Genomic DNA, 21,833 nt, shown 5'->3' on the forward strand with positions numbered 1-21,833 from the left:
CGGTGGCTCCCCTCCTCAGCCACCGCGGCCGTCGACCCCCGGGACGCCTACCCCCCGCGCCCCGAGACGGATTCCGTCCGGCCGCTCCCCCGTGCGGTGTGGCCGGACAGGTCTCCCCCGTCGCGAACCCTCCGCCCCCCGGCCGGTGGTTCGCTGGGCTGAGCATGACAGCCCGGCATAAACGTCCGATGAACGCCGTGGTCGGCGGGTGCACGCGCGTAGAGCCGGACGAGCGGGTGGTAGCGGTAGCGGCCGGGCGCGGCGGACTCCAGGAGCGAGAGGTCGACGAGCGACTCCAGGAGGGACTCGGCCGCGTCGGCCGGCAGCCCGAGCGCCGCGGACGCGGCGGTGACGGTGATGTCGCGGCCGACGCGCGACAGCGTCCGGAAGGCGCGCTCCTGCGCGGGCGACAGCCGCGCCCGGCCCAGGTCGAACGCGGCCCGCACCGAGAGGCCTCCGGTGCTCAGCTCGTCGAGCCGCCGGTCCTCGTCGGCGAGCTTCGCGGCGAGCACGGAGACGGCCCAGGTCGGCCGGGCGGCGAGCCGGGCGCCGGCGATCCGCAGCGCGAGCGGCAGGAACCCGCAGGCGGCGACGGTGTCCAGCGCCGCCTGCCGCTCGCTGCGCACCCGCTCCTCACCGACGATCCGGGTGAACAGCCGCAGCGACTCCTCCGGCGAGAGCACGTCCAGGTCGACCGGGTACGCCGCCCCGAGCTCCGGCAGCCGCGCCCGCCCGGTGACGACCACCGCGCAGCCTGCCGCGCCCGGCAGCAGCGGAAGGACCTGGTCCGCGTCCTGGACGCCGTCGAGCACGAGCAGCACCCGCCGCCCGGCGAGCGCGGACCGCAGCAGCGCGGTCCGCTCGGCGAGCGGACCCGGTACGGCGTCGGGGGGTACGCCGAGTGCGCGCAGGAACGCGCCGAGGACGTGCGCGGGATGGACGGGGGCCGCGGGCGGGGCGCCGCGCGCCGCCCGGCCGGCCGGGACCGGGCGGCTCCCGGTGGGCAGCGGTTCGGCGCCGTACCGGGCCGCCGCGTCCCAGGCCGGGTCGGGAGCCCGCCACGACGGTTCGCCGCCGGTCAGGTCCGCGTACAGCTGCCCGTCGGGGAAGTGCGCGCGGACCGCGTGCGCGAGGTGCACGGCGAGCGCGGTCTTGCCGACGCCGCCGATGCCGGTGAGCGCGACGACGGGCGTCTGGGCGTCCGCGCCGTCCCCGCCCCCGCCCGCCAGCACCCGCCCGAGTGCGGCGGCGAGCGCCCGGCGGCCGGTGAAGTGAGCCGTACGGGGCGGGAGCTGGGCCGGCGTCGGCCAGGTCGTCTCCCGGCGTTGCCGAAGGCCGTCGTCGGGATCGGCCGGACGCGCGTGCGCGGGCTCGCACCCGGCGGACACGGTCGCGGACGTCGCGCCGGGGCTCCCCGCTGCCGCCGCGGCGGGCGCGGCCTCCCGGCCCGCATCCGTAGGGGCCGCCGATCCGTCCTCGCCTTCCGCCACCGCCGGGAGGACCGTGCCGCAGGCCTCCGCCGCCGCGCGGGCGCGTTCCAGCTCCTCGCCGGAGGGGCGGTCGCTCAGGGCGGGGTCGCCGCGGAGGATCCGGGTCTGGAGCGCGGCGAGCGCGGGGCCGGGCTCGACGCCGAGCTCGTCGGCGAGCAGGCGGCGGGTGTCGGCGTAGACGGCGAGCGCCTCGCCCTGCCGCCCGCTGCGGTACAGCGCGAGCATCTGCAGCTCGCGCAGGCGCTCCCGCAGCGGGTGGTCGGCTATGAGCCCGGTCAACTCCGCGACGGTGTCGGCGTGGCAGCCGACGTCGAGGTCCATGTCGAGGCGCGCTTCGAGGAGTTGCAGCCGCCACTCCTCCAACCGGGCCCGGTGCGCGGTCGCGTAGGGGCCCGGCACCCCGGCCAGCGGCTCGCCCTCCCACAGGGCGAGCGCCCGGTTGACCAGGACCCGCGCCCCGCACCGGTCGCCGACCTCCCGCGCCCGCTCGGCCTGCGCCCACCACTCCTCGGCCTCGGCCAGGTCGAGGTGCTCCGCGGCCGGCCCGGGTAGGCGCACGGTGTACCCGCCCGACTCGCCGACCAGCACCTGCGCGCCCACCGCCTTGCGCAGCCGGGAGGCGTACGTCCGGATCGCCGCCAGCGCCTGCGACGGGGGCGCGTCGCCCCACAGCGCGTCGATCAGCTCCGCCGCCGTCGCCGTGCGCCCCGGCCTGAGCAGCAGCGCGGCGAGCAGCGCCCGCTGCTGCGGCGACCCGGCGGGTAGGGTGACGCCACCGGCGTCGGCGCGCACGGGTCCGAGGACGCGGAAGTGGGGGGTGGCATTCATCCGGTCGCCTCCTGCCGGGCCGTGACCGCCGGTTCGCCCACGTGAGGACGCCAGTGTGCCCTGCGGAGCGGGTGGCGTCAGCAACCGGAATCCGCCGCGGACAAATTTGGAATGCCGCATAACGGACACCGCTGCGGTTTTCGCATCCAGGGCGCCTTGCCGCCAGGCATGGATTGCCAAGCGAATCCGGGTTCGGGCCTTGGCAAGTAATGTTCATGCCCCGTTCATGTCGCACAATGAACGGCCCCTCCGGTCGTGTGCGCACCTCCCCAAACGGAGTGCGCTCCTCCGGATGTGGAAACCGCATCACATAGCGTCCGCTCCATGACCCAGCTCGATGCGCGGCCCAAGGCCGGAGACACGGTACGGGGCGGCTCCGCGGGAGCCGCCCAGGACGGCGGTGTGCAGGGCAAGGGCCTCGGCGGCGGATCCGTCGGGCTGCTCGGCAGCGCGGTCATCGGCATCTCGACGGTCGCCCCCGTCTACTGCCTGACCTCCACCCTCGGCTCCACCGCCGGCGAGGTCGGGCTGCAGATGCCCGCCGTCTTCCTCGCCGGCTTCCTCCCGATGCTCCTGGTGGCGTTCGCCTACCGCGAGCTGAACCGGGTGATGCCCGACTGCGGCACGTCCTTCACCTGGACGGTCAAGGCGTTCGGCCCGCGGGTGGGCTGGATGTGCGGGTGGGGGCTCGTCATCGCGACGATCATCGTCCTCTCCAACCTGGCCGGTGTCGCCACCTCCTTCTTCTGGCTCCTCGCGGGCGAGGTCACCGGCAGCGACGCGGTCGCCGCGCTGGACGACAGCAAACCGGTCCACATCGTGACCTGCCTGGTGTTCATCGCCGCCGCCACCGCGATCAGCTACCGCGGGATGACCGCGACCAAGGGCGTGCAGTACGCGCTGGTCGGCCTGCAGCTCGCCGTGCTCGCCGTCTTCGTCGTGATGGCCTTCGCGAAGGCCGGCTCGGTCGACTTCCCGACCTCCGCCTCCTTCTCCTGGTCGTGGATGAACCCGTTCGCCGTCCAGTCCTTCGCCGCGTTCACCGCGGGCCTCTCGCTCTCGATCTTCATGTACTGGGGCTGGGACACCTGCCTCACCGCGAACGAGGAGACCGTCGGCAGCGACCGGACCCCCGGGCGGGCCGCGCTCATCTCCATGGTCGTCCTCGTCGGCGCGTACCTGGCCACCGCCGTCGCCGCGCAGATGCTCGTGGGCTCCGGCGACACCGGGCTCGGCCTCGCGAACCCCGAGACCTCCTCCAACGTCTTCGCCGAACTCGCCGGCCCCGTCATGGGCCCCGGCCTCGGCGTCCTGCTGTTCGTCGCCGTCCTCGCCTCCGCGGCGGCCAGCCTGCAGACGACGTTCATCCCCGTCGCCCGCACCGTCCTAGCCATGTCCACCTACGAGGCGCTGCCCGCCTCCTTCGCCCGCGTCCACCCGCGGTTCAAGACCCCGGGCCGGGCCACCGTCTGGGCCGGCGTCGCCACCGGCGTCTTCTACACCGTCATGACGCTCCTCAGCGAGAACGTCCTCGTCGACACGATCTACGCCCTCGGGCTCATGATCTGCTTCTACTACGCGCTCACCGCGTTCGCCTGCGTCTGGTACTTCCGGCACGAGCTCACCCGCTCGTCGCGCGACTTCCTCTTCAAGGCGCTGTGCCCCGGCGTCGGCGGCGTCCTGCTCACCGCGGTCTTCGCCAAGACCCTCTACGACATGTGGGACCCCGCCTACGGCAGCGGCTCCTCCGTCCTCGGCGTCGGCTCCGTCTTCGTCATCGGCGTCGGCCTGCTGCTGCTGGGCGCGGTCCTGATGACGGTGATGTCCCGCCTCAGCCCGGCGTTCTTCCGCGGCGAGGTCCTCACCAAGGAGACCCCGTCCCTGGTGGTCGAGGACTGAGCGCGGCAGGACGACCCGACCCGCCGAGAACTCTCGGCCCGGCCGGCGTCCGAGGCCGCCGGCCGGAGGCGGGTACCCGTGGCGGAGCCGCGAGGCCCCGCTGCCGGCCGCTCAGGCCCCCGCGCCCGCCGCCACGTGACGGCCGCGACCGCCGCGCGCACCTGCGCCCGGGAGCCGCGAGACTCCTCGCCGCCGCCCGGGGCTGTCGCGGAGTCGCGGTCCGGGGGGCGGGACGGAGTCCTGACGGGGGGCCGGGGTACGGAACATATGCTCGGGCGCATGACTGACGTGACGATGCCCACGGCCAACGCGATGCGCCGCGCCCTGCGCAGGGCGAGGGACGGCGTCGCCCTCGACGCCACCGAGGCGACGGTCCTGCTGCAGGCCCGCGGCGAGGACCTCACCGCCCTGTCCGCCGCGGCGGCCCGGGTGCGGGACGCCGGCCTGGAGGCCGCGGGCCGGCCGGGCGTCATCACGTTCTCCAAGAAGGTCTTCATCCCCCTGACCCGCCTCTGCCGGGACAGGTGCCACTACTGCACCTTCGTCACCGTCCCCGGCAAGCTCCGCCGCGCGGGCCACGGCATGTTCCTCTCCCCGGACGAGGTCCTGGACATCGCCCGCAAGGGCGCGGCCGCGGGCTGCAAGGAGGCCCTGTTCACCCTCGGCGACCGCCCCGAGGACCGCTGGCCCGAGGCGCACGAGTGGCTGGAGGCGGAGGGCTACGACGACACCCTCGCCTACGTCCGCGCGATGGCGATCCGGGTCCTGGAGGAGACCGGCCTCCTCCCGCACCTCAACCCCGGCGTGATGACCTGGCAGGACCTCCAGCGGCTCAAGCCCGTCGCCCCCAGCATGGGGATGATGCTGGAGACGACCGCGACCCGCCTGTGGAGCGAGCCCGGCGGCCCCCACCACGGCTCCCCGGACAAGGAGCCCGCCGTCCGCCTGCGCGTTCTGGAGGACGCGGGCCGCTCCAACGTCCCCTTCACCTCCGGCCTGCTCATCGGCATCGGCGAGACCTACGAGGAGCGCGCCGAGTCCGTCTTCGCGCTCCGGAAGGTCTCCCGCGCCTACCACGGCATCCAGGAGGTCATCGTCCAGAACTTCCGCGCCAAGCCGGACACGGCGATGCGCGGGATGCCCGACGCGGAGCTGGAGGAGCTCGCCGCGACGATCGCCGTGACCCGGCTGCTGCTCGGCCCCGACGCCCGTATCCAGGCCCCGCCGAACCTCGTCGACGCCGAGTACGCGCTGATCGTGGACGCCGGCATCGACGACTGGGGTGGCGTCTCCCCGCTGACCCCCGACCACGTCAACCCCGAGCGCCCCTGGCCGCACATCGACGAACTCCGCGCCCGTACCGCCGAGTCGGGCTTCTGCTTGCGCGAACGCCTCACGATCTACCCGGAGTTCATCGCCCGGGGCGAGCCGTGGCTCGACCCGCGCCTGCTCCCGCACGTCCGCGCGCTCGCCGACGCCGAGACGGGCCTCGCCCGCGAGGACGCGGCCCCCGTCGGCCTGCCCTGGCAGGAGCCCGACGAGGCGTTCACCGCGACGGGCCGCACCGACCTGCACCGCACGATCGACACCGAGGGCCGCACCGGCGACCGCCGCGACGACTTCGACGCGGTCTACGGCGACTGGGCGGAGCTCAAGGAGGCCGCCGCGCCCGGAATGGTCCCCCAGCGCATCGACACCGACGTCCGCGCCGCGCTGCGTCAGGCCGCCGACGACCCGACGAAGCTCACCGACGACGAGGCCCTCGCCCTCCTGCACGCCGACGGCCCCGCCCTCGACGCGCTCTGCCGGATCGCCGACGACATCCGCAGGACGGTCAACGGCGACGAGGTCACGTACGTCGTCACCCGCAACATCAACTTCACCAACGTCTGCTACACCGGCTGCCGCTTCTGCGCGTTCGCCCAGCGCCGCACCGACGCCGACGCCTACACCCTCTCCCTCGACCAGGTCGCCGACCGGGCCGCGCAGGCGTGGGACGTCGGCGCGGTCGAGGTGTGCATGCAGGGCGGCATCCACCCCGACCTGCCCGGCACCGCGTACTTCGACATCGCCCGCGCGGTGAAGGAGCGCGTGCCCGGCATGCACGTGCACGCGTTCTCGCCCATGGAGGTCGTCAACGGGGCCTCGCGCACCGGCCTGTCGATCCGCGAGTGGCTGACCGCGGCGAAGGAGGCGGGCCTCGACTCGATCCCCGGCACCGCCGCCGAGATCCTCGACGACGAGGTCCGCTGGATCCTCACCAAGGGCAAGCTGCCGGCCGCCTCCTGGATCGAGGTCGTCGAGACCGCGCACGAGGTGGGGCTGCGCTCGTCCTCCACCATGATGTACGGCCACGTCGACCAGCCGCGGCACTGGCTCGGCCACCTCCGCACGCTCGCCGCGATCCAGCAACGCACCGGCGGCTTCACGGAGTTCGTGACCCTCCCCTTCATCCACACCAACGCGCCCGTCTACCTGGCCGGCATCGCCCGCCCCGGTCCGACGACCCGCGACAACCGCGCGGTCACCGCGATGGCGCGCGTCCTCCTGCACCCGCACATCCCCAACATCCAGACCAGCTGGGTGAAGTTGGGCGCCGAGGGCGCCGCCGAGATGCTCCGCTCCGGCGCCAACGACCTCGGCGGCACGCTCATGGAGGAGACCATCTCCCGTATGGCCGGCTCCCGTTACGGCTCCTACCGGTCCATCCAGGACCTGGAGTCCATCGCCACCGCCGCCGGCCGCCCCTCCCGCCCCCGCACCACCCTCTACGGCGACGTCCCCGCCGAACGCGTCGAGGCCGCCCGCGCCTCCGACGGCCACCTCCCGGACCTCCTTCCGGTCCTGGACTGAGAGCGGGGGGAGGGTGGGGCCCGCCCGCGAAACCCTGCGGGTCCGACGGGAACCGCGCCCGGTGTCAAGGGCGTGTAAAGACTGCCGGGGTCCGGCAGTGTGTTCGGGTGGGGTCGTGGGAGAGGGTTCCGGTAGGCCGGACAGGGGGGAGGACGCGGTGGCCGTTTTTCTGGGGATCGGGATCGCGGGGCTGGTGCTGCTCGCGTTGTCGCTGGTGTTCGACGGGGTGCTGGAGGGGCTGTTCGACGGGGTCAGCGCGTTGGAGGGCCTCTTCGAGGGGCTGTTCTCGCTGCCGGTGCTCGCCGGGTTCACGTCGATGTTCGGGTTCGCGGCGGCGATCGCGCTGGGCACGACCGGCATGGGGGCCGGTCCCGCCGCGGCGGTCGGCGTCGGCGGGGGAGTGGTGGCCGGCTGGGGCGCGCTGCGGTTCAGCAGGGCGCTGATGCGGGACCAGACGGACGGGACGCCCCGCGGCAGCGACCTCATCGGCAGCTCGGGCACGGTCGTGACGCCGATCCCCGTCGAGGGCTACGGCGAGGTCATGCTCCGGGTCGCCGGCGCGCCGGTGAAGTTCGCCGCCCGCTCCACCGTCCCGCTGGCCCGGGGGGCCGAGGTCTGGGTCGAGGCCTCCCTGTCATCGACCTCGGTCGCGGTCCGCCCGGTCGAACGCTGAGCGGGACGGCCGTCCACCGCACGACGTCACAGGGCCCGCCGCCGTAGCCCCGCCGCCCGGCACCCGCCGAGCGCACCCCGCTCCACCCGGCGCCGGTGCCGCGACGCCGCTTCCCACCCGCCGCCGAGCGCGCACCACCCCGCTCCCCACGACGCCGCGCCCGCACCACCGGCCCCACCCTGTGCCACGCCCGCACCACCCGCTCCACCCCGCCACACCTGTACGCACACACGCACATCCATGGGGGTATCCACATGAGTCCCGTTCTCATCGCGGTGGCCGGAGTCGTCGTACTCCTGGTCCTGCTCGCGCTCGTCGTCATCACGCGGTACAAGGTCGCCGGGCCCAGTGAGGCGTTCATCATCACCGGGCGGCGGGGGAAGCGGTCGATCGACCCGGAGACGGGGCGGGTGTCGACCGACAACAGCGGCCAGAAGGTCGTGGTCGGCGGCGGCGTGTTCGTCGTGCCGTTCGTGCAGCAGAAGTTCACCCTCGACCTCTCCTCCCGGCACATCCCGATCTCGGTCCGCGGCGCGGTCACCCTGCGCGGGGTGAAGGCGAACCTGGAGGGCGTCGCGATCGTCAAGGTCGGCGGCAGCGAGGACGCGATCCGGGCCGCCGCCCAGCGGTTCCTGCAGCAGCAGAACGGGATCGTCGGCTTCACCCAGGAGGTGCTGTCCGGCGCGCTGCGCGCGATCGTCGGGCGGATGTCGGTGGAGGACATCATCCGCGACCGGGCCGCGTTCGCCGGCCAGGTCGCCGAGGAGGCGGAGGCCTCCCTCAGCGGCCAGGGCCTGGTCCTCGACGCGTTCCAGATCCAGGACATCACCACCGAGGGCTCCTACCTGGAGGACCTCGGCCGCCCGGAGGCCGCCCGCGCCCGCCAGGAGGCGGACATCGCGGAGGCGATCGCCAAGCGCGCCTCGGAGCAGGCCCGCCTGAAGGCCGCCGAGGAGATCGCGATCGCCGAGCGGACCTTCTACCTGAAGCAGGCGGAGATCCGCGTCGAGACCGAGGCGGCCGCCGCCAAGGCCAACGCGGCCGGCCCGCTCGCCGAGGCGGCCCGCCAGCAGGAGGTCCTCACCGAGCAGGAGAAGGTCGCCGAGCGGCAGGCCGCCCTGACCGACCGCGAACTCGACACCAAGGTCCGCAAGCCGGCCGACGCGGCCCGCTACCAGGCCGAGCAGGAGGCGGAGGCCCGCCGGATCGCGCAGGTCAAGGAGGCGGAGGCCGACGCCCAGCGGGCCCGGCTGACCGGTGAGGGCGAGAAGGCGCACCGCGCCGCGCTCGCCGACGCCGTCCGCATCGAGGGCGAGGCCGAGGCCGCCGCGATCGGCGCGAGGGGCGCGGCGGAGGCCGACGCGATGCGCAAGAAGGCGGAGGCGTTCGCGCAGTACGGCGACGCGGCCGTCCTGCAGATGCTCGTCCAGGTGCTGCCGGACGTCGTCGCGAAGGCGTCGGAGCCGATGAGCGCGATCGACAAGATGACGGTCATCTCCACCGACGGCGCGAGCCAGCTCTCCCGCACGGTCGCCGACAACGTCGCCCAGGGCGTCGAGCTCCTCAACTCGACCACGGGCGTGGACATCGTCGAGATGCTCAAGGGCATCACCGCGCAGCGCTCGGGCGACCACGACGTGAACGGCCACCCGAAGCAGGGGCAGATCGACGTCGGCTGATCGGTGCGAGGGGCGCGTCCGCCGGGGCCACCGGGGGACGCGCCCCTCGGCTTTCGGCGTGAGCGGAGCGATCGGAGCGATCGGAGCGATCGGAGCGATCCGGTCAAAAACGTCGACCTGGCCGACACTTCGCAAAGCATCCTGCTGCCGTTCGCGTTCCGATCGGTCGATTACAGTGCAGCGCCATGAGCGCAGCAGGAACCGCCGTGTGGGGCCGCGTCGAGCAGCAGGACTTCCGGAGCAGGGTGCGCGGCACACTGCTCGGCACCGCGCTCGGCGACGCGCTGGGCACCGGCGTCGCGGCCGCCTCGCTCGCGGAGATCCGGGCCGCGCACGGCCCCGACGGCGTCGGCGACCTCGTCCCCGCGCACGGCCGCCGCGGCGCCGTCTCCGCCGCCACCCAGCTCGCCCTGTTCACCGTCGACGGCCTGGTGCGCGCCCAGGTCCGCCGCGACACCGGCGCCTGGCACCCGCCCACCGACCTGCACCGCGCCTACCGCCGCTGGTACGCCACGCAGAAGGAGTGGGGCCCCGACGAGCGCCGCAAGGACGACGGCTGGCTGGCCCGCGAGGAGTGGCTCTACGCCCGCCGCGACGCCTCCCGCGACTGCCTGCGCGCGCTCGCCGACGAACGCGTCGGCACCCTCGACTCCCCCCGCCACCCGACCGCCCGCGGCCCGGAGGCGGTGACCCGCTCGGGCCCGTTCGGGCTGCTCGTCGGCTGGGAGCCGCAGCTCGTGATGCAGCTCGCCGTGGAGGGCGCGGTGCAGACCCACGGCCACCCCGTCGCGTACCTCGCGGCCGGCGCGTACGCCGTGGTCGTGCACGCGCTGGCGCGCGGCGAGGGGCTCGACGCGGCCGTGCAGCGGGCGCTCGGCCTGCTCGCGGCCCGCGCCGGCCACGAGCCGGTGACCGAGGCCCTGCAGCGCGCGCTCGGCGCCGTGCGGCAGGGGCTGCCGTCGGCGGAGCGGGTCGAGGCGCTCGGCGCGGGCGGCGCCCCGGGGGCCGCGGCCGACGAGGCGCTGGCCGTCGCCGTGTACTGCGCGCTGGTCGCCGAGGACGTACGGCACGGGCTGCGGCTCGCGGTGAGCCACGGCGGGCCCTCGGCCGCGACGGGGGCGCTGTGCGGGGGGCTGCTCGGCGCGCTGCACGGCGAGACGGCGCTGCCGCCGGGCTGGCTGGTGGAGCTGGAGGGCCGGGCCACGGTCCTGGAGCTGGCGGACGACTTCGCCATGGAGATGACGCAGGGCGCAGCGCTCCACGGCCCCGCCGCCTCCGCCCCGGGCTGGCTCGCCCGCTACCCGCGCGCCTGAGCCGGCGGCGGGGCGCCTGTGGGAACGGGCCGCGTCCGGGCACAGGCGTGCCCCCTCGGCCGGGACGGCGAACCAGTCGAGAGGGCCCGTGGGTGGTGCCTGTGGTGCCTGTGGTGCTGTGGGGGGACGATCGTGCACGACGTACCGGGTATCGCCGGGGCCGACATCAGCCGATGTCGAACGAACCCCGGCCCACCTGGGTGACGAACGCGTTCCACGACCCGGACTCGAAGGAGATCGCGGGCCCCGACACCACCTTGGAGTCCCGCACGGCGATGTCCCGCACCGGCGACATCACCTCGACGCAGGCGCCGTTCGCGGCCGAGTACGAGGACTTCGTCCAGCGGTCCGTGCCACCCTGCTGAATTGCCATGTTCTGCTCCGAGTTCGCGAGTTCCGTTTGCGCCACCATTCGTTGATGGCGCGATCGACGCTACTCGCCGACCCACCACTGGGGCCCCATCGTTCACTCGACTTGGGGGCATATTCCAGAAGTACCTCCCGCCCGGGGGCGGCGAGGGTGTACGGTTCCCGCTTCACCGTCGAGGTGGCCGGAATTCGGCCCTCCTGTTGGGGACTTGGGGCCCAGCGAGGAGGCCCCCGCTCAGCCCGGCTGGAGCCCCGACCCGCGCGCGAAGCTCTTCGCGATCTCGATGATGTACCCGCGCGACTGGTCGGCGTTGAGCGCCTGCGCCCGCAGGTGCTCGTACATCACCGCGTACTTCTGGACGTCGTTCGTCTTCTCCAGGTACAGGTCGCTGGTGACGCCCTCGATGTAGACGACGCTGGAGTCGGAGGTGTCGGGGAACTCCAGGATCGCGTACTGCCCGGTCACCCCGGGGTGCGCGCCCATGCTGAACGGCATGACCTGCACGGTGACGTGCGGCAGGTTGGACAGCTCGATGAGGTGCTCCAGCTGCTCGACCATCACCGGTCCGCCGCCCACCGCCCGCCGCAGCGCCGCCTCGTCGAGGACCGCCCACAGCCGCAGCGGCGACTCGTCGAAGATGCGCTCCTGGCGGCGCAGCCGCACCTGGACCCGCTTCTCGATCTCGGCCGGCGTCGACTCCGGCGCCCCGCCCTGGACCATCGCCTGCGCGTAGGCGCGGGTCTGCAGCAGGCCGGGGATGACCTGGGACTCGAACAGGCGCAGGCTGGCCGCGTCGGTCTCCAGGCCGATGTAGACGCTGTAGGGGATGTCGCCGAACGCGTGCCACCAGCCCTGCTGGCGGCTGTCCTTGGCCATCTGCATCAGCGAGTCGACGATCCGGATGTCCTCGACCTCGTACACCCCGCACAGGTCGCGCACGTCGCGCTGGCTGATCGAGCGGCGGCCGTTCTCCAGTCGGCTGATCTTCGACTGGGACACCAGCAGGCGCTCCGCGACCTCCTCGGCCGTCATGCCCTTGAGCTCGCGCAGCCGGCGCAGCTCCTGGCCCAGACGACGCCGCCTGACGGTGGGATTGACATTGGACGCCACGGTAGGTGCACCTCCGGCTTGCGCACGCCCGATGCCCGCGTGCGCGCTTGCTCGCTGACTGACTGTCACTGCTTCCGAGCAGGTTGCCACTACGGTGCGGGTCCGCGCTGGAAAACTCCCCACCAGGCCCGTCTCGGCGGTGGACACGGACACGCGGGGCGGCGAAACCTTTCGCCGCGGCCGGTGCGTACCGGCCGGACGGAAGGTCCGCCGCCCCGCGCGCCGCGTGCGGCTCCCGGAACGGGCTTGCTGCGACGCCGACGTGACGCGGCGTCAGTGGGCGACGGCCCGGGCCATCGTCTCCGCCGGCCGGCGTTGCGCCTGCGACGGTTGCTGCGCCCCGGCCCGGTCCCGGCGGGGCTGGGCGGCGACCCCGTTCTGGACGTCCATCACGGCGTGCGCCACGAGGCCGCCCATGGGGTCGTGCCGGATCAGGTCCCGGAGGCGGGAGCGCGAGGAGCGCCCCTCGTTGCCGGGGTAGAGGTGCTTGCCGAGCCCCACCGCGTGGGCGAGGGCGGCGAGCGCCGCGGTCCGGGGGTCCGGCGGGACGCCGGTGCGGATCGCGGAGTCGAGCCGTGCCTTGATCTCCCTGCTGGTCACCGACTCGGTCGCCTGGTAGCGCGTCGTCGGCAGCACCCCGCACATCTGGCCCGCCACGGCATGCACCATGCCGCACCGCTCCAGATGCGAGAGATACGTCTGGCGGAGCCCCAGTCGGGGCCCGCCTATCCAGTGGACGGCGCGCACGGGACTGCCGCGCCTGCGCAGCAGTTCGAGCGCGGAGTCCAAAGTCGGATCTCCGGTCGGCCGTGGCATCACCACGGCGATACGATCCCCGTCTGGGGCTATCCGTCCTGCCAGCGCCAGCTCCACTAGCTGTGCGCCTGCCAGGCCGAGGTCGAGCGACTGCGGCTGCGCCGTGGTACCCGTGGCCGGGTCCAGGGCGAGCAGCAGAAGCTCCTCAGGAATTGTTCTGCGGCTCTTGCCCATCCATGCCTCCCCGCGTGGATGAGTGACAGGGTGACCCCTCTCACATTGGCTTGTCGAGAGTGCCTGACCGGTTCGTGCCGGAACCGGAAGGTATGTCGTACTCGTCTGGCACGGTTGCCAGGGGGGCACACAGGACACTGGTAGATGGTTCGGACAGGCGAGCGGACCGGCAGGGACGGCTCGCGCGGCGTATTGAGGAGGCATCGGTGGCGGGCGAGACCCCCGACAGGTCGGAGCAGCGGAAGGCGTCCTCGGCGGGGACGGCCTCGTCGGTGGGTGATCCGCGGCTGTCGGTGCGGGGTGAGGGCGGCGGTGGCACCGTCCCGCGGCCGGGCGGGCGCGCGCCGGCGCCGGACCAGCCGACGGCGGTCTTCCGCGTGCCGCGCGGCGCCGACGAGCCCGCGCCGGAGCGATCCGCGGAGCCCTCCGACGGTGCGGACGCCCCCTCCGCGCCCCCTGAGGGGGCCGCGGAGGGCCCTGAGCGCCCCACGGACGCCCCCGACGCCCCCGACTCGACCCCGGACACCTCCGACGCCGCTCCGGCCCGCGAGGATGCCCCCGCGCCCTCCGCCCCCGACGCGGACCCGGCCGGGTCCGGCCCGGTCCCGGTCGCCGCGGACGCCGAGACGGCCGAGACCGACCCCGTCGCGGCCGCGGGCAACGCCCCCACCGAAGAGCTCCCCCCGCCCCCCGCCGATGCGGATGCGAAGACTCCGGTCCCCGCCGACGCCCCCGCCGACCCCTCCGCCGACGCCCCCGCCGACAAGGACGCCCGCCTGCGCGAGGCGGTCGCCGCATGGGTCGCGACGACGGACCCGGACGAGGCCCCGGCCTCCGGTGCCGACGCCGAGCGTGACACCCCCGCCACGGACGAGGACGCACCGGCCGACAAGGCCGGAGCCGCAGATGAAGGCGAGCGGCCCGAGCGCGAGACGTCCTCGGACACCGCGGCCCCGGCTGACGCCGGGCCGACCGCCCCGGCCGCGCGCGAGCCCGAGGACACGCCGCCGACCGCTGACGGCGAGCCCGTCGCCGAGGTGGACGAGCAGCCCGCGGACGCGCCGGGGGGCGCGGAGGGCGAGTCCGACGCTGCGGCGGAGGCGAAGGATTCGGCCACCGAGGGCAAGGCCGCGGACGCCGCCGCGGAGGACGGTCGCGGCGAGCCTAAGGACGGGCCCGAGGATGCGCCGCCGGCCGCCGCGTCCGACGCCGACGCGCGGGACCGGGCGTCGGCCGACGACGGCGTACGGGACGGGGCCGCGGAATCCGCCGCGGAGGATGGTCGGGGCGAGCCGGAGGACGGGCCCGAGGATGCGCTGCCGGCCGCCGCGTCCGACGCCGACGCGCGGGACCGGGCGTCGGCCGACGACGGCGTACGGGGCGGGGCCGCGGACGCCGCCGCGGACGGCGACGGTGATGCAGACGCAGACGTAAAGGTCGATCAGCCGACCGGGGTGTTCCGGGTCGGGGCGGCGCGGAAGGAGGCGGACCGGCGGGAGGAGCCGGACCAGCGGACGGCCGTGTTCCGCGCGGTGAAGGCGCCGCCGGAGGCGGACGTGGAGCGGACGAGCACGTTCGTGCCGCTGCGGGGGCCGGACGAGCGGAAGGCGGAGCCCGCGCGGCCGAAGAAGCCCGCGCCGGAGAAGAGCGTCGCGCCCGAGCGCCCCGCCGCGCTGGGCGAGGCCGCGCCCGCGAAGGCCCCCGTGCCCGACGCCGAGCACACCCGCACCCAGCCCGTCCCCCCGCGGCCGCCGCTGGACCTGCTCGCCGAGCTGACGAACACCCCGCCGCCGCCGGAGACGCCGACGCGGACCGTCGTGCGGCGGATCAAGGTGTGGACGCCGCTGCTCGTCCTGCTGCTGATCGTCTTCGCGATCGTGCAGGCCGTCCGGCCGCTCCCGGCCCCCGAGCTCGCGCTCACCTCCGACGCGTCGTACACCTTCGACGGGGACGACCTGCGGCTGCCGTGGCCCGGTCAGGGGCAGTCCGCGGTCTCCGTGGAGGGCGTCGGCAGCCTCGGCACCGAGGGCAAGCAGGAGCCGAAGGCGATCGCGAGCGTCGCGAAGGTGATGACCGCCTACGTCATCCTCAAGGAGCACCCGCTCAAGGGCGACGAGCCCGGTCCGGCGATCGAGGTCGACGCGCAGGCCGAGAAGGAGTCGGCCTCGGCCGACGAGTCGACGGCGAAGCTGGAGGAGGGCCAGAAGTTCAGCGAGCAGCAGATGCTGCAGCTGCTCCTGATCCCCTCCGGCAACAACGTCGCCCGCCTGCTGGCCCGTTGGGACGCCGGCGACACCAAGTCCTTCGTCGCCAAGATGAACGCCGCGGCGGACGACCTGGGGATGAAGAACACGACGTACACCGACCCCAGCGGCCTGGAGAAGGAGACCGTCAGCACCGCGGAGGACCAGCTCAAGCTCGCCGCGGCGGTGATGAAGAACGACGTCTTCCGGAAGATCGTCGACATGCCGGACACCGACGTCGAGGGCATCGACGGCAAGATCTACAACAACAACACGCTGCTGCTGCGGCCCGGCGTCAGCGGCATCAAGACCGGTTCGTCCACGCCGGCCGGCGGCAACCTCATGTGGTCCGCGCAGACCGAGGTCGACGGCAAGCCGCGCCGCATCCTCGGCGTCGTCATGAACCAGCAGGCCGGCAGCGGCATCGTCTACGAGAGCCTGCAGCTGTCCCTCGACAACAGCTACAAGCTGATCCAGGCCGCGCAGGCGGGCGTCACCTCGGCGACGGTCGTCAAGAAGGGGACGGTCGTCGGCCACGTCGACGACGGGCTCGGCGGGCAGACGCCCGTCGTCACCACGAAGGACCTCAAGGCGGTCGGCTGGGGCGGCCTGAAGGTCGACCTCCGCCTCACCGACGGCGGCGAAACGGTCCCCCACTCCGCGGACGCCGGCACCGTCGTCGGCTCCCTCGCGGCGGGCACGGGTCCCGGCCGCACCGCGGTCCCGGTCGCCCTGCAGTCCGACCTGACGGAACCGGGCTTCACGGACAAGCTGACCCGCGTGGGGTAGGGCGCGGGCACGCTGACCGGGGCGGGCGGCGGCACTGTCGTCACCCCACCTCGCTGCGGGCAGTCGTGCCGCAGGGCGAGCGGGGTGCCCCCTGCGCGAGCGGGGGCCGAGAGCTCGGGGAAGGGCGGGGACAGCCCGCGGTGCCGAGCGCCGCGACCGTCCGCGCCCGCCGTGGTCGGCTCCTGCGGCGGAGCCGCACCGCGGCGTTGTCGGTGCCGCAACCTAGAATCGAGCCTCCAGCAGGGGTCCCGTAACCCGTCCGACAGGGGGAGCATGCGCGCTGAGGTCCGGTCCGACGCACCCGCCGCGATCCCCGCGCAGCGGGCGGGGGAGGGGCCGCGCCCCGGCCGCTGGGCGCGCGCCCGCCACCCCGCCACCGTGGTGACGGCGATCGCCGCGCTCGCCCACCTGGTGTGGCTGTTCACGGTCAGCTCCAGCGGCGGCGACCTCGCCGCGCAGGACGCGTGGGCGGAGTTCGTCGGCCGCCACCCGGACTCGGCCTACAACCTCGCCTGGTACGGCGGCATGCACCCGGTCTCCTACAGCGTCCTCTCGCCGTACCTGATGTCGGTGCTCGGCGTGCGGACGACGATGATGGCGGCGGGCACGGTCGCCGCGGGCCTGCTGACCCTCGTCCTGACCCGCACGCGGGCGACCCCCTACGTCTACCCCGCCGCCCTGACCGGCGTGTTCGCGCTGATGTGCAACGCCGCGTCGGGGCGGGTGACGTTCGCGCTGGGGACGATGTTCGGTCTTGCGGCGGTCGCCTGCGTGTTCTGCCCCCCGCACGGCTGGCTGCGGCGCGGCAAGGCGGTCGCGGCCGCGGTGTGCGCGGCGCTGGCGACGGCGGCGAGCCCCGTGGCGGGACTGTTCGTGGGGCTGGTGGCGGCCGCGCTGTTCCTGTCCCGCCGCCGCCCCGCCGCGTTCGCGCTGGGGCTCGCTCCGGTCGTGGTCGTCGTCGTGTCGTCCTGGCTGTTCCCGTTCTCCGGCACCCAGCCCATGGGCTTCGTCTCGGCGCTGCTGCCCGTCCTCGCCTCCGCCGCCGTCTTCCTGCTCTGCCCGTGCGAGTGGCGCACGGTCCGCCTGACCGCCGCGATCTACGCCGCCGCCGTCCTCGTGTGCGCCGCCGTCGACTCGCAGATCGGCTCCAACATCACCCGGCTGGCGATGCTGTTCACCGGGACCGTCCTCGTCGCCGCGCTCCCGCCGCGCCCGTGGCCCCTCCTCAGCCGCGCCACCGCGCTGCTCCTCGCCTGCGCCGCGTTCGTCGGGTGGATCGGGTACAAGTCCGTCGAGGACGTCGTCCAGATGCGGCCCGTCGCCGCGTGGAACCGCGAACTCGCGCCGCTCATCGCCCGGTTGGAGTCCGCCGGCGCGGACCGGGGGCGGGTCGAGGTCGTCCCGCCCAGCAGTCACCGCGACGCCTCCGCGCTCTCCCCGTACGTCAACCTCGCCCGCGGCTGGAACCGGCAGGCGGACATGGAGCGCCACACCCTCTTCTACGACGGCACCCTCAACGCCGCCACCTACCACGACTGGCTCCGCCGCTGGGCCGTCCACTACGTCGTCCTCCCCGAGGGCCGCCCCGACGAGGACGGCGGCGGCGTCCGCGAGGCCGAACTGCTCCTCCAAGGCCAGCCCTACCTCCGCGAGATCTGGTCCGACCCCCACTGGACCCTCTACGCCGTCCGCAACCCCGTCCCCCTCGCCGACCCGCCCGCCACCGTCGACCACGCCGGCGACGGCCAGCTCACCGTCCGCCTCCGCGAACCCGGCCGCGCCCTCGTCCGCGTCCCCTACACCCCCTGGCTCGGCCTCGTCGACGCCACCGGCCGCAGCCTCGAAGCCCCCCGACGCGACGACGACACCGGCGAGTACGTCAACACCTCCGGCTGCCTCATGCCGGCCGAGAAGGACGAGACCGGCGACGAGTGGACCGTCCTCGTCGCCCCCCACGCCGGCATCTACCGCCTGGCCGCGCCGTACCAGCTGCCGCGGGGGACGGGGTGCCCGGAGGAGTTGCGGTAGCGGGGAGAGACCGGGACTTTCGGCCGAGGCGGGGCCATTGCCAGCCGAGGGCTGAGCCTTCCCCGCCGAGGGCTGAGCCTTCTCCGCCGAGGCGGGCAAAAACTTTCAGCCCGGCCGGCGCTTGAGGCCGCGCGGGCGCAGCCCGTGCATTCGCGGCAGAGCCGTGAACTGGTGAGCGCGTCCGAGCCGTAAAAACTCTCAGCCCGGCCGGCGCTTGAGGCCGCGCGGGCGCAGCCCGTGCATCCGCGGCGGAGCCGCGAGCAACTGAGCGCGTCAGAGCCGCGAAAACTTTCAGCCCGGCCGGCGCTTGAGGCCGCCCGGGCGCAGCCCGTGCATCCGCGGCGGAGCCGCGAAGGGGGGCCGGGGGGGCGACACACCCGCGAGTCGATCACCGCTCGCACGCATGACCGGCCCCATTCCGGAGCACTCTCCGGAGGGACCGCCCCGCCTGCCCCACCGAGAGGCCTCCCCCATGCGCTGGACGATCACCCTGCTCCGCCTCCTGACCCTCCTCGCCTCCCTCGCCGCGATCATCACCGTCGCCATCGGCACCACCGCCCTGATGCGCCCGACCGGCCTCGGCCACCTCCTCGCCCTGCCGCTGACGGCCGGCGTCGGCTTCCTCCTGATCGGCGCGGCGTGGTCCCCGCCCCGCGCCCTGCGGGTCCGCGAGCGCGCCCGCCGGGCCCGGCGGCGGACGGCGGCGTCCGTCACGCCCCCCCGAGCCCTGCCTGCCGCGCCCGGACGATGACCTCCGCCCTGCTCGCCGCCTGAAGCTTCGCGAGGATGTTGGAGAGGTGGTTGCGGACGGTCTTCGGGCTCAGGGCGAGCCGCCGGGAGATCGCCAGGTTGTCGAGCCCGCGCGCCACGAGGTCCAGCAGCTCCCGCTCGCGTGACGTCAGCTCGGGCAGGGGCGTCGGCGCCGCACCGGGACTGCGCAGCCCGGTGAGGTACGCCATCGCGCGCGACGCGACGGCGGGCCCGAGGACCACCCCGCCCTCCGCCACCGTCCGCACCGCCCGGTCGATCTCGGCCGGCGCGGCCCCCTTCAGCAGATAGCCCCGCGCCCCCGCCCGCATCGCGGCGAACACCGAGTCGTCGTCGTCCAGCATCGTCACGACCAGCACCGCCGTACCGGGCCGGTGCCGCAGCACCTCCCGCGTCGCCTCGATCCCCGACGGGGCGTGGTCGCCCAGGTGCAGGTCCATCAGCACCACGTCCGGCCGGTGCTCGCGCGCCGCGGCCACCGCCCCCTCGGCCGTCTCCGCCTCCCCGACGACGTCGAGCCCGGGCAGCGAGCCGAGCAGCGCGGACATCCCCATCCGGAAGACGGGGTGGTCGTCGACGACGAGCACCCGCGTGACGCCGTCACCGTCCGGGCCGACGCGGGCGCCGTCGGGGCCGCGGTCACTCGCCACGGTCCACCGCCCCGGCCCTGACGTCGGCCACCGCGCCGTCGTGCGCGCCGGTCCGCGGTGGCGCGACCGCCCCCGCCTGCCCGCCCGGGACGTCGGCCGCCGCCCCCGCGTCGGGGACGCGCAGCGTCAGGCGGGTGCCGCGGCCGTCCCGGCCCGGCCCCCAGGCGACCGTGCCGCCGACGCCCTCCGCGCGCTCGCGGACGGACGTGGTGCCGACACCGGGCCGGACGGTGGCGTCGTCGATGCCGCGGCCGTCGTCCTCGACGGTGACGACGAGGCCGGCGTCCGCCGTACGGCGCAGCTCCACGACGCAGGTGCGGGCGCCGGAGTGCCGGGCCACGTTGCGCGCGGCCTCGGCGACGACCGCGTAGACCGCGCCGGCGACCTCCGGCGCGGGCTCGGGCGGGTCGCCGTCCGCGCGGACGACGACGGCGAGCCCGTCGGCCTCGTAGCGCATCACCAACTCCCGCAGCGCGGGTAGGAGTCCGAGCTCGGCGAGGACGGGCGGCACCAGGCCGCGCGCCAGGACCCGTACCTCCTCCACCCGGGCGTCGACCTCCGCCCGCAGCCGGACGAGCAGCGGGTCGGCCGCCTCCGGCGGGAGGTTGCGGACGGCGGCGAGGCCCAGGCCGATGCCGGCGAGCGCGGGGCCGATCTGATCGTGCAACTCCCGTCGCAGAAGCCGCCGTTCGTCGTCCCGTGCGGCGGCGAGCCGGCCGCGCGACTCGCGCAGCGCCTCCGTGACGGCGGCCAGGTGGACGGCGCTCGCGACCACCGGGGCGACCTCCGCGAGCGCGGCGCGGGCCCGCCGGTCGAGGCGCTCCCCGGGGCGCGGCCAGACGTGCAGCGCGCCGGCCGGCTCCCCGCCGACGACCAGCGGGACGTCGGTCAGCTCCCCGCGCGGGCCGGGCGCGCCCACCGTCACCACGGCCCCGCCCGCCGCGTCGAGGACCCGTACCGCGCCGAGGTTGAACGACGCGGCGACGCTCTCCGCCATCCCCGCGAGCGTCTCGCGCGGGGTGTCCGCGCCGGCGCTGAGCCGGCGGCCCACCCGGCTGAGCGCGGGCGTCGCGCCCTCGCCGTACACCAGCCGGTCGACCCGCCGCTGCAGCCAGCCCCGCAGCGGCTGCACGAGCGCGGCCGGCGCCGCCGTCGCGACCACCCGCGACAGCGTGCCCTCGCCCGGCAGCACGAGACCGAGCGCGGCGACGATCAGGAAGTACCCGGACACGAGCATCCCCGTGAGCAGCGACCACACCAGCGTGCGGCTGACCGCCAGGTCGATGCCCCACAGCCGCTGCCCCAGCACCGCGACCAGCACGGCCGCGGGGAAGAACGCCTGCGACGCGAGGTGCGTCAGCGGCGTGAACAGCTCCAGGTGCGGCCCGCCGCCGTCCTCCGGCCACAGCACCAGCGGCACGAACGTCAGCGTGAGCAGCGCGGTCCCGATCGCCAGCCACCCGAGCCCGCGCGCCCGCGGGTCGCGCCGCCTGCGGTGCGCGGCGTACGCGGCGGCCACGAGCCCGAGGACCACCGCGGCCCCCATGATCCACGTGTTCAGCGGCATGACGATCCGCGCCCAGCCCTCGTCCCGGATCGCGAACGGGGAGAACGTCTCCGGCGCGCCGGGCCACGGCCACGGGTCGGTGAGCCGGGTCACCAGCGTCCCCGCGATCACCAGCCCGCCGCCGGTCAGCGCGAGGGCCCGCCCGAGCGGGCGCGGCCGGTGGCCGTCCGTCACCAGGTACGGGATGACCAGCATCAGCGCGAGCGTCCCCGGCACCCACGCCACCGACTGCAGCAGCGTCCACGCCGGCGGCACGGCGTCCACCGGATACCGCAGCGCCAGCGCCCCGGCCAGCCCCGCGGCCCCGCCCCCGACGGCCGTCAGCGCGACCAGCCACCCGACCGGGTGCAGCCGCCGCCGCAGCACCACCGCGGCCACCAGGCCGTAGACCACCGCGTCGGCGGCGTCCACGACGACGTACCACTGCGCGTTCGCCCACGGCACCTCCACCCGCACCCGCGCGACGAGCGCGGCGGCGGCGAGCCCCCACGACACGGCGAGCACGGCACAGGCGGCGACGCGGTGCGCCACCGGCGCCGATCTCACGGCTTTCACTTCTTCCCCCACGGAGGGATGGTCCCAG

General features: G+C 75.0%; 13 protein-coding genes and 1 pseudogene. 8 read left to right on the forward strand and 6 right to left on the reverse strand.

Annotated elements, in window-relative coordinates:
* Positions 1–464 precede the first annotated feature (464 nt).
* Positions 465–2,318, reverse strand: a pseudogene (locus ACFWEG_RS12780) (BTAD domain-containing putative transcriptional regulator); the annotation flags it as partial.
* 324 nt (positions 2,319–2,642) lie between these two features.
* On the opposite strand from ACFWEG_RS12780, the gene ACFWEG_RS12785 reads away from it, so the two are divergent.
* From ACFWEG_RS12785 to ACFWEG_RS12805, 5 genes are all read left to right on the forward strand, one after another.
* Entirely contained in the window at positions 2,643–4,217 is a 1,575-nt protein-coding gene (locus tag ACFWEG_RS12785) for an APC family permease (RefSeq protein WP_387213100.1), read from the forward strand.
* A 279-nt stretch (positions 4,218–4,496) separates the two neighbouring features.
* Positions 4,497–7,070: a bifunctional FO biosynthesis protein CofGH gene (locus ACFWEG_RS12790; protein ID WP_387213103.1), complete on the forward strand. Its 2,574-nt coding sequence runs from the start codon at positions 4,497–4,499 to the stop codon at positions 7,068–7,070.
* A 157-nt stretch (positions 7,071–7,227) separates the two neighbouring features.
* Positions 7,228–7,743: a hypothetical protein gene (locus ACFWEG_RS12795; protein ID WP_387213106.1), complete on the forward strand. Its 516-nt coding sequence runs from the start codon at positions 7,228–7,230 to the stop codon at positions 7,741–7,743.
* 254 nt (positions 7,744–7,997) lie between these two features.
* Positions 7,998–9,422: a flotillin family protein gene (locus ACFWEG_RS12800; protein WP_387213109.1), complete on the forward strand. Its 1,425-nt coding sequence runs from the start codon at positions 7,998–8,000 to the stop codon at positions 9,420–9,422.
* A 185-nt stretch (positions 9,423–9,607) separates the two neighbouring features.
* Positions 9,608–10,735 (forward strand): ADP-ribosylglycohydrolase family protein, encoded by a 1,128-nt coding sequence (locus ACFWEG_RS12805; protein ID WP_387213112.1) that lies wholly within the window; start codon positions 9,608–9,610, stop codon positions 10,733–10,735.
* A gap of 166 nt (positions 10,736–10,901) precedes the next feature.
* On the opposite strand, the gene ACFWEG_RS12810 is transcribed toward ACFWEG_RS12805, so the two are convergent.
* The 3 genes from ACFWEG_RS12810 to ACFWEG_RS12820 all read right to left on the reverse strand — a co-directional run bounded on the left by ACFWEG_RS12810 (position 10,902) and on the right by ACFWEG_RS12820 (position 13,205).
* Positions 10,902–11,108: a DUF397 domain-containing protein gene (locus tag ACFWEG_RS12810; protein WP_387213115.1), complete on the reverse strand. Its 207-nt coding sequence runs from the start codon at positions 11,106–11,108 to the stop codon at positions 10,902–10,904.
* Between the two features lie 231 nt (positions 11,109–11,339).
* Positions 11,340–12,215, reverse strand: coding sequence for a helix-turn-helix domain-containing protein (locus ACFWEG_RS12815; RefSeq protein WP_387213118.1), 876 nt, complete (start codon positions 12,213–12,215; stop codon positions 11,340–11,342).
* Positions 12,216–12,488: 273 nt separating this feature from the next.
* A complete protein-coding gene (locus tag ACFWEG_RS12820; RefSeq protein ID WP_387213121.1) occupies positions 12,489–13,205 on the reverse strand; it encodes a GPP34 family phosphoprotein in 717 nt (238 codons plus the stop codon).
* A gap of 206 nt (positions 13,206–13,411) precedes the next feature.
* On the opposite strand from ACFWEG_RS12820, the gene ACFWEG_RS12825 reads away from it, so the two are divergent.
* The 3 genes from ACFWEG_RS12825 (at position 13,412) to ACFWEG_RS12835 (ending at position 19,016) form a co-directional block, all read left to right on the forward strand.
* The gene (locus ACFWEG_RS12825; RefSeq protein WP_387213124.1) at positions 13,412–16,237 is read left to right on the forward strand and encodes a D-alanyl-D-alanine carboxypeptidase; all 2,826 of its coding nucleotides are present in this window, start codon (positions 13,412–13,414) and stop codon (positions 16,235–16,237) included.
* Between the two features lie 273 nt (positions 16,238–16,510).
* On the forward strand, positions 16,511–18,265 hold the full coding sequence (locus ACFWEG_RS12830; RefSeq protein ID WP_387213127.1) for an MFS transporter: 1,755 nt from the start codon (positions 16,511–16,513) through the stop codon (positions 18,263–18,265).
* Positions 18,266–18,737: 472 nt separating this feature from the next.
* Positions 18,738–19,016 (forward strand): hypothetical protein, encoded by a 279-nt coding sequence (locus ACFWEG_RS12835; RefSeq protein WP_387213130.1) that lies wholly within the window; start codon positions 18,738–18,740, stop codon positions 19,014–19,016.
* On the opposite strand, the gene ACFWEG_RS12840 is transcribed toward ACFWEG_RS12835, so the two are convergent.
* Together ACFWEG_RS12840 and ACFWEG_RS12845 are read right to left on the reverse strand one after the other, a co-directional pair.
* Positions 18,976–19,683, reverse strand: a complete 708-nt coding sequence (locus ACFWEG_RS12840; RefSeq protein WP_387213133.1) for a response regulator — start codon at positions 19,681–19,683, stop codon at positions 18,976–18,978. The two genes, ACFWEG_RS12835 and ACFWEG_RS12840, sit on opposite strands and share 41 nt — an antisense overlap.
* Positions 19,673–21,796 (reverse strand): sensor histidine kinase, encoded by a 2,124-nt coding sequence (locus ACFWEG_RS12845; RefSeq protein WP_387213136.1) that lies wholly within the window; start codon positions 21,794–21,796, stop codon positions 19,673–19,675. Before ACFWEG_RS12845 ends, ACFWEG_RS12840 begins: the two co-directional genes overlap by 11 nt.
* Between the last annotated feature and the right edge of the window lie 37 nt (positions 21,797–21,833).

The sequence above is a fragment of the Streptomyces sp. NPDC060194 genome (genome assembly GCF_042728285.1).
Classification (GTDB): Bacteria; Actinomycetota; Actinomycetes; order Streptomycetales; family Streptomycetaceae; genus Streptomyces.

Excerpts from the sequence above, each read along its gene's own strand:
- ACFWEG_RS12805 (WP_387213112.1), top strand. The coding sequence starts at position 9,608 with ATGAGCGCAGCAGGAACCGCCGTGTGGGGCCGCGTCGAGCAGCAGGAC.
- ACFWEG_RS12790 (WP_387213103.1), top strand. The coding sequence starts at position 4,497 with ATGACTGACGTGACGATGCCCACGGCCAACGCGATGCGCCGCGCCCTG.
- ACFWEG_RS12835 (WP_387213130.1), top strand. The coding sequence starts at position 18,738 with ATGCGCTGGACGATCACCCTGCTCCGCCTCCTGACCCTCCTCGCCTCC.
- ACFWEG_RS12810 (WP_387213115.1), bottom strand. The coding sequence starts at position 11,108 with ATGGCAATTCAGCAGGGTGGCACGGACCGCTGGACGAAGTCCTCGTAC.
- ACFWEG_RS12830 (WP_387213127.1), top strand. The coding sequence starts at position 16,511 with ATGCGCGCTGAGGTCCGGTCCGACGCACCCGCCGCGATCCCCGCGCAG.
- ACFWEG_RS12820 (WP_387213121.1), bottom strand. The coding sequence starts at position 13,205 with ATGGGCAAGAGCCGCAGAACAATTCCTGAGGAGCTTCTGCTGCTCGCC.
- ACFWEG_RS12800 (WP_387213109.1), top strand. The coding sequence starts at position 7,998 with ATGAGTCCCGTTCTCATCGCGGTGGCCGGAGTCGTCGTACTCCTGGTC.
- ACFWEG_RS12785 (WP_387213100.1), top strand. The coding sequence starts at position 2,643 with ATGACCCAGCTCGATGCGCGGCCCAAGGCCGGAGACACGGTACGGGGC.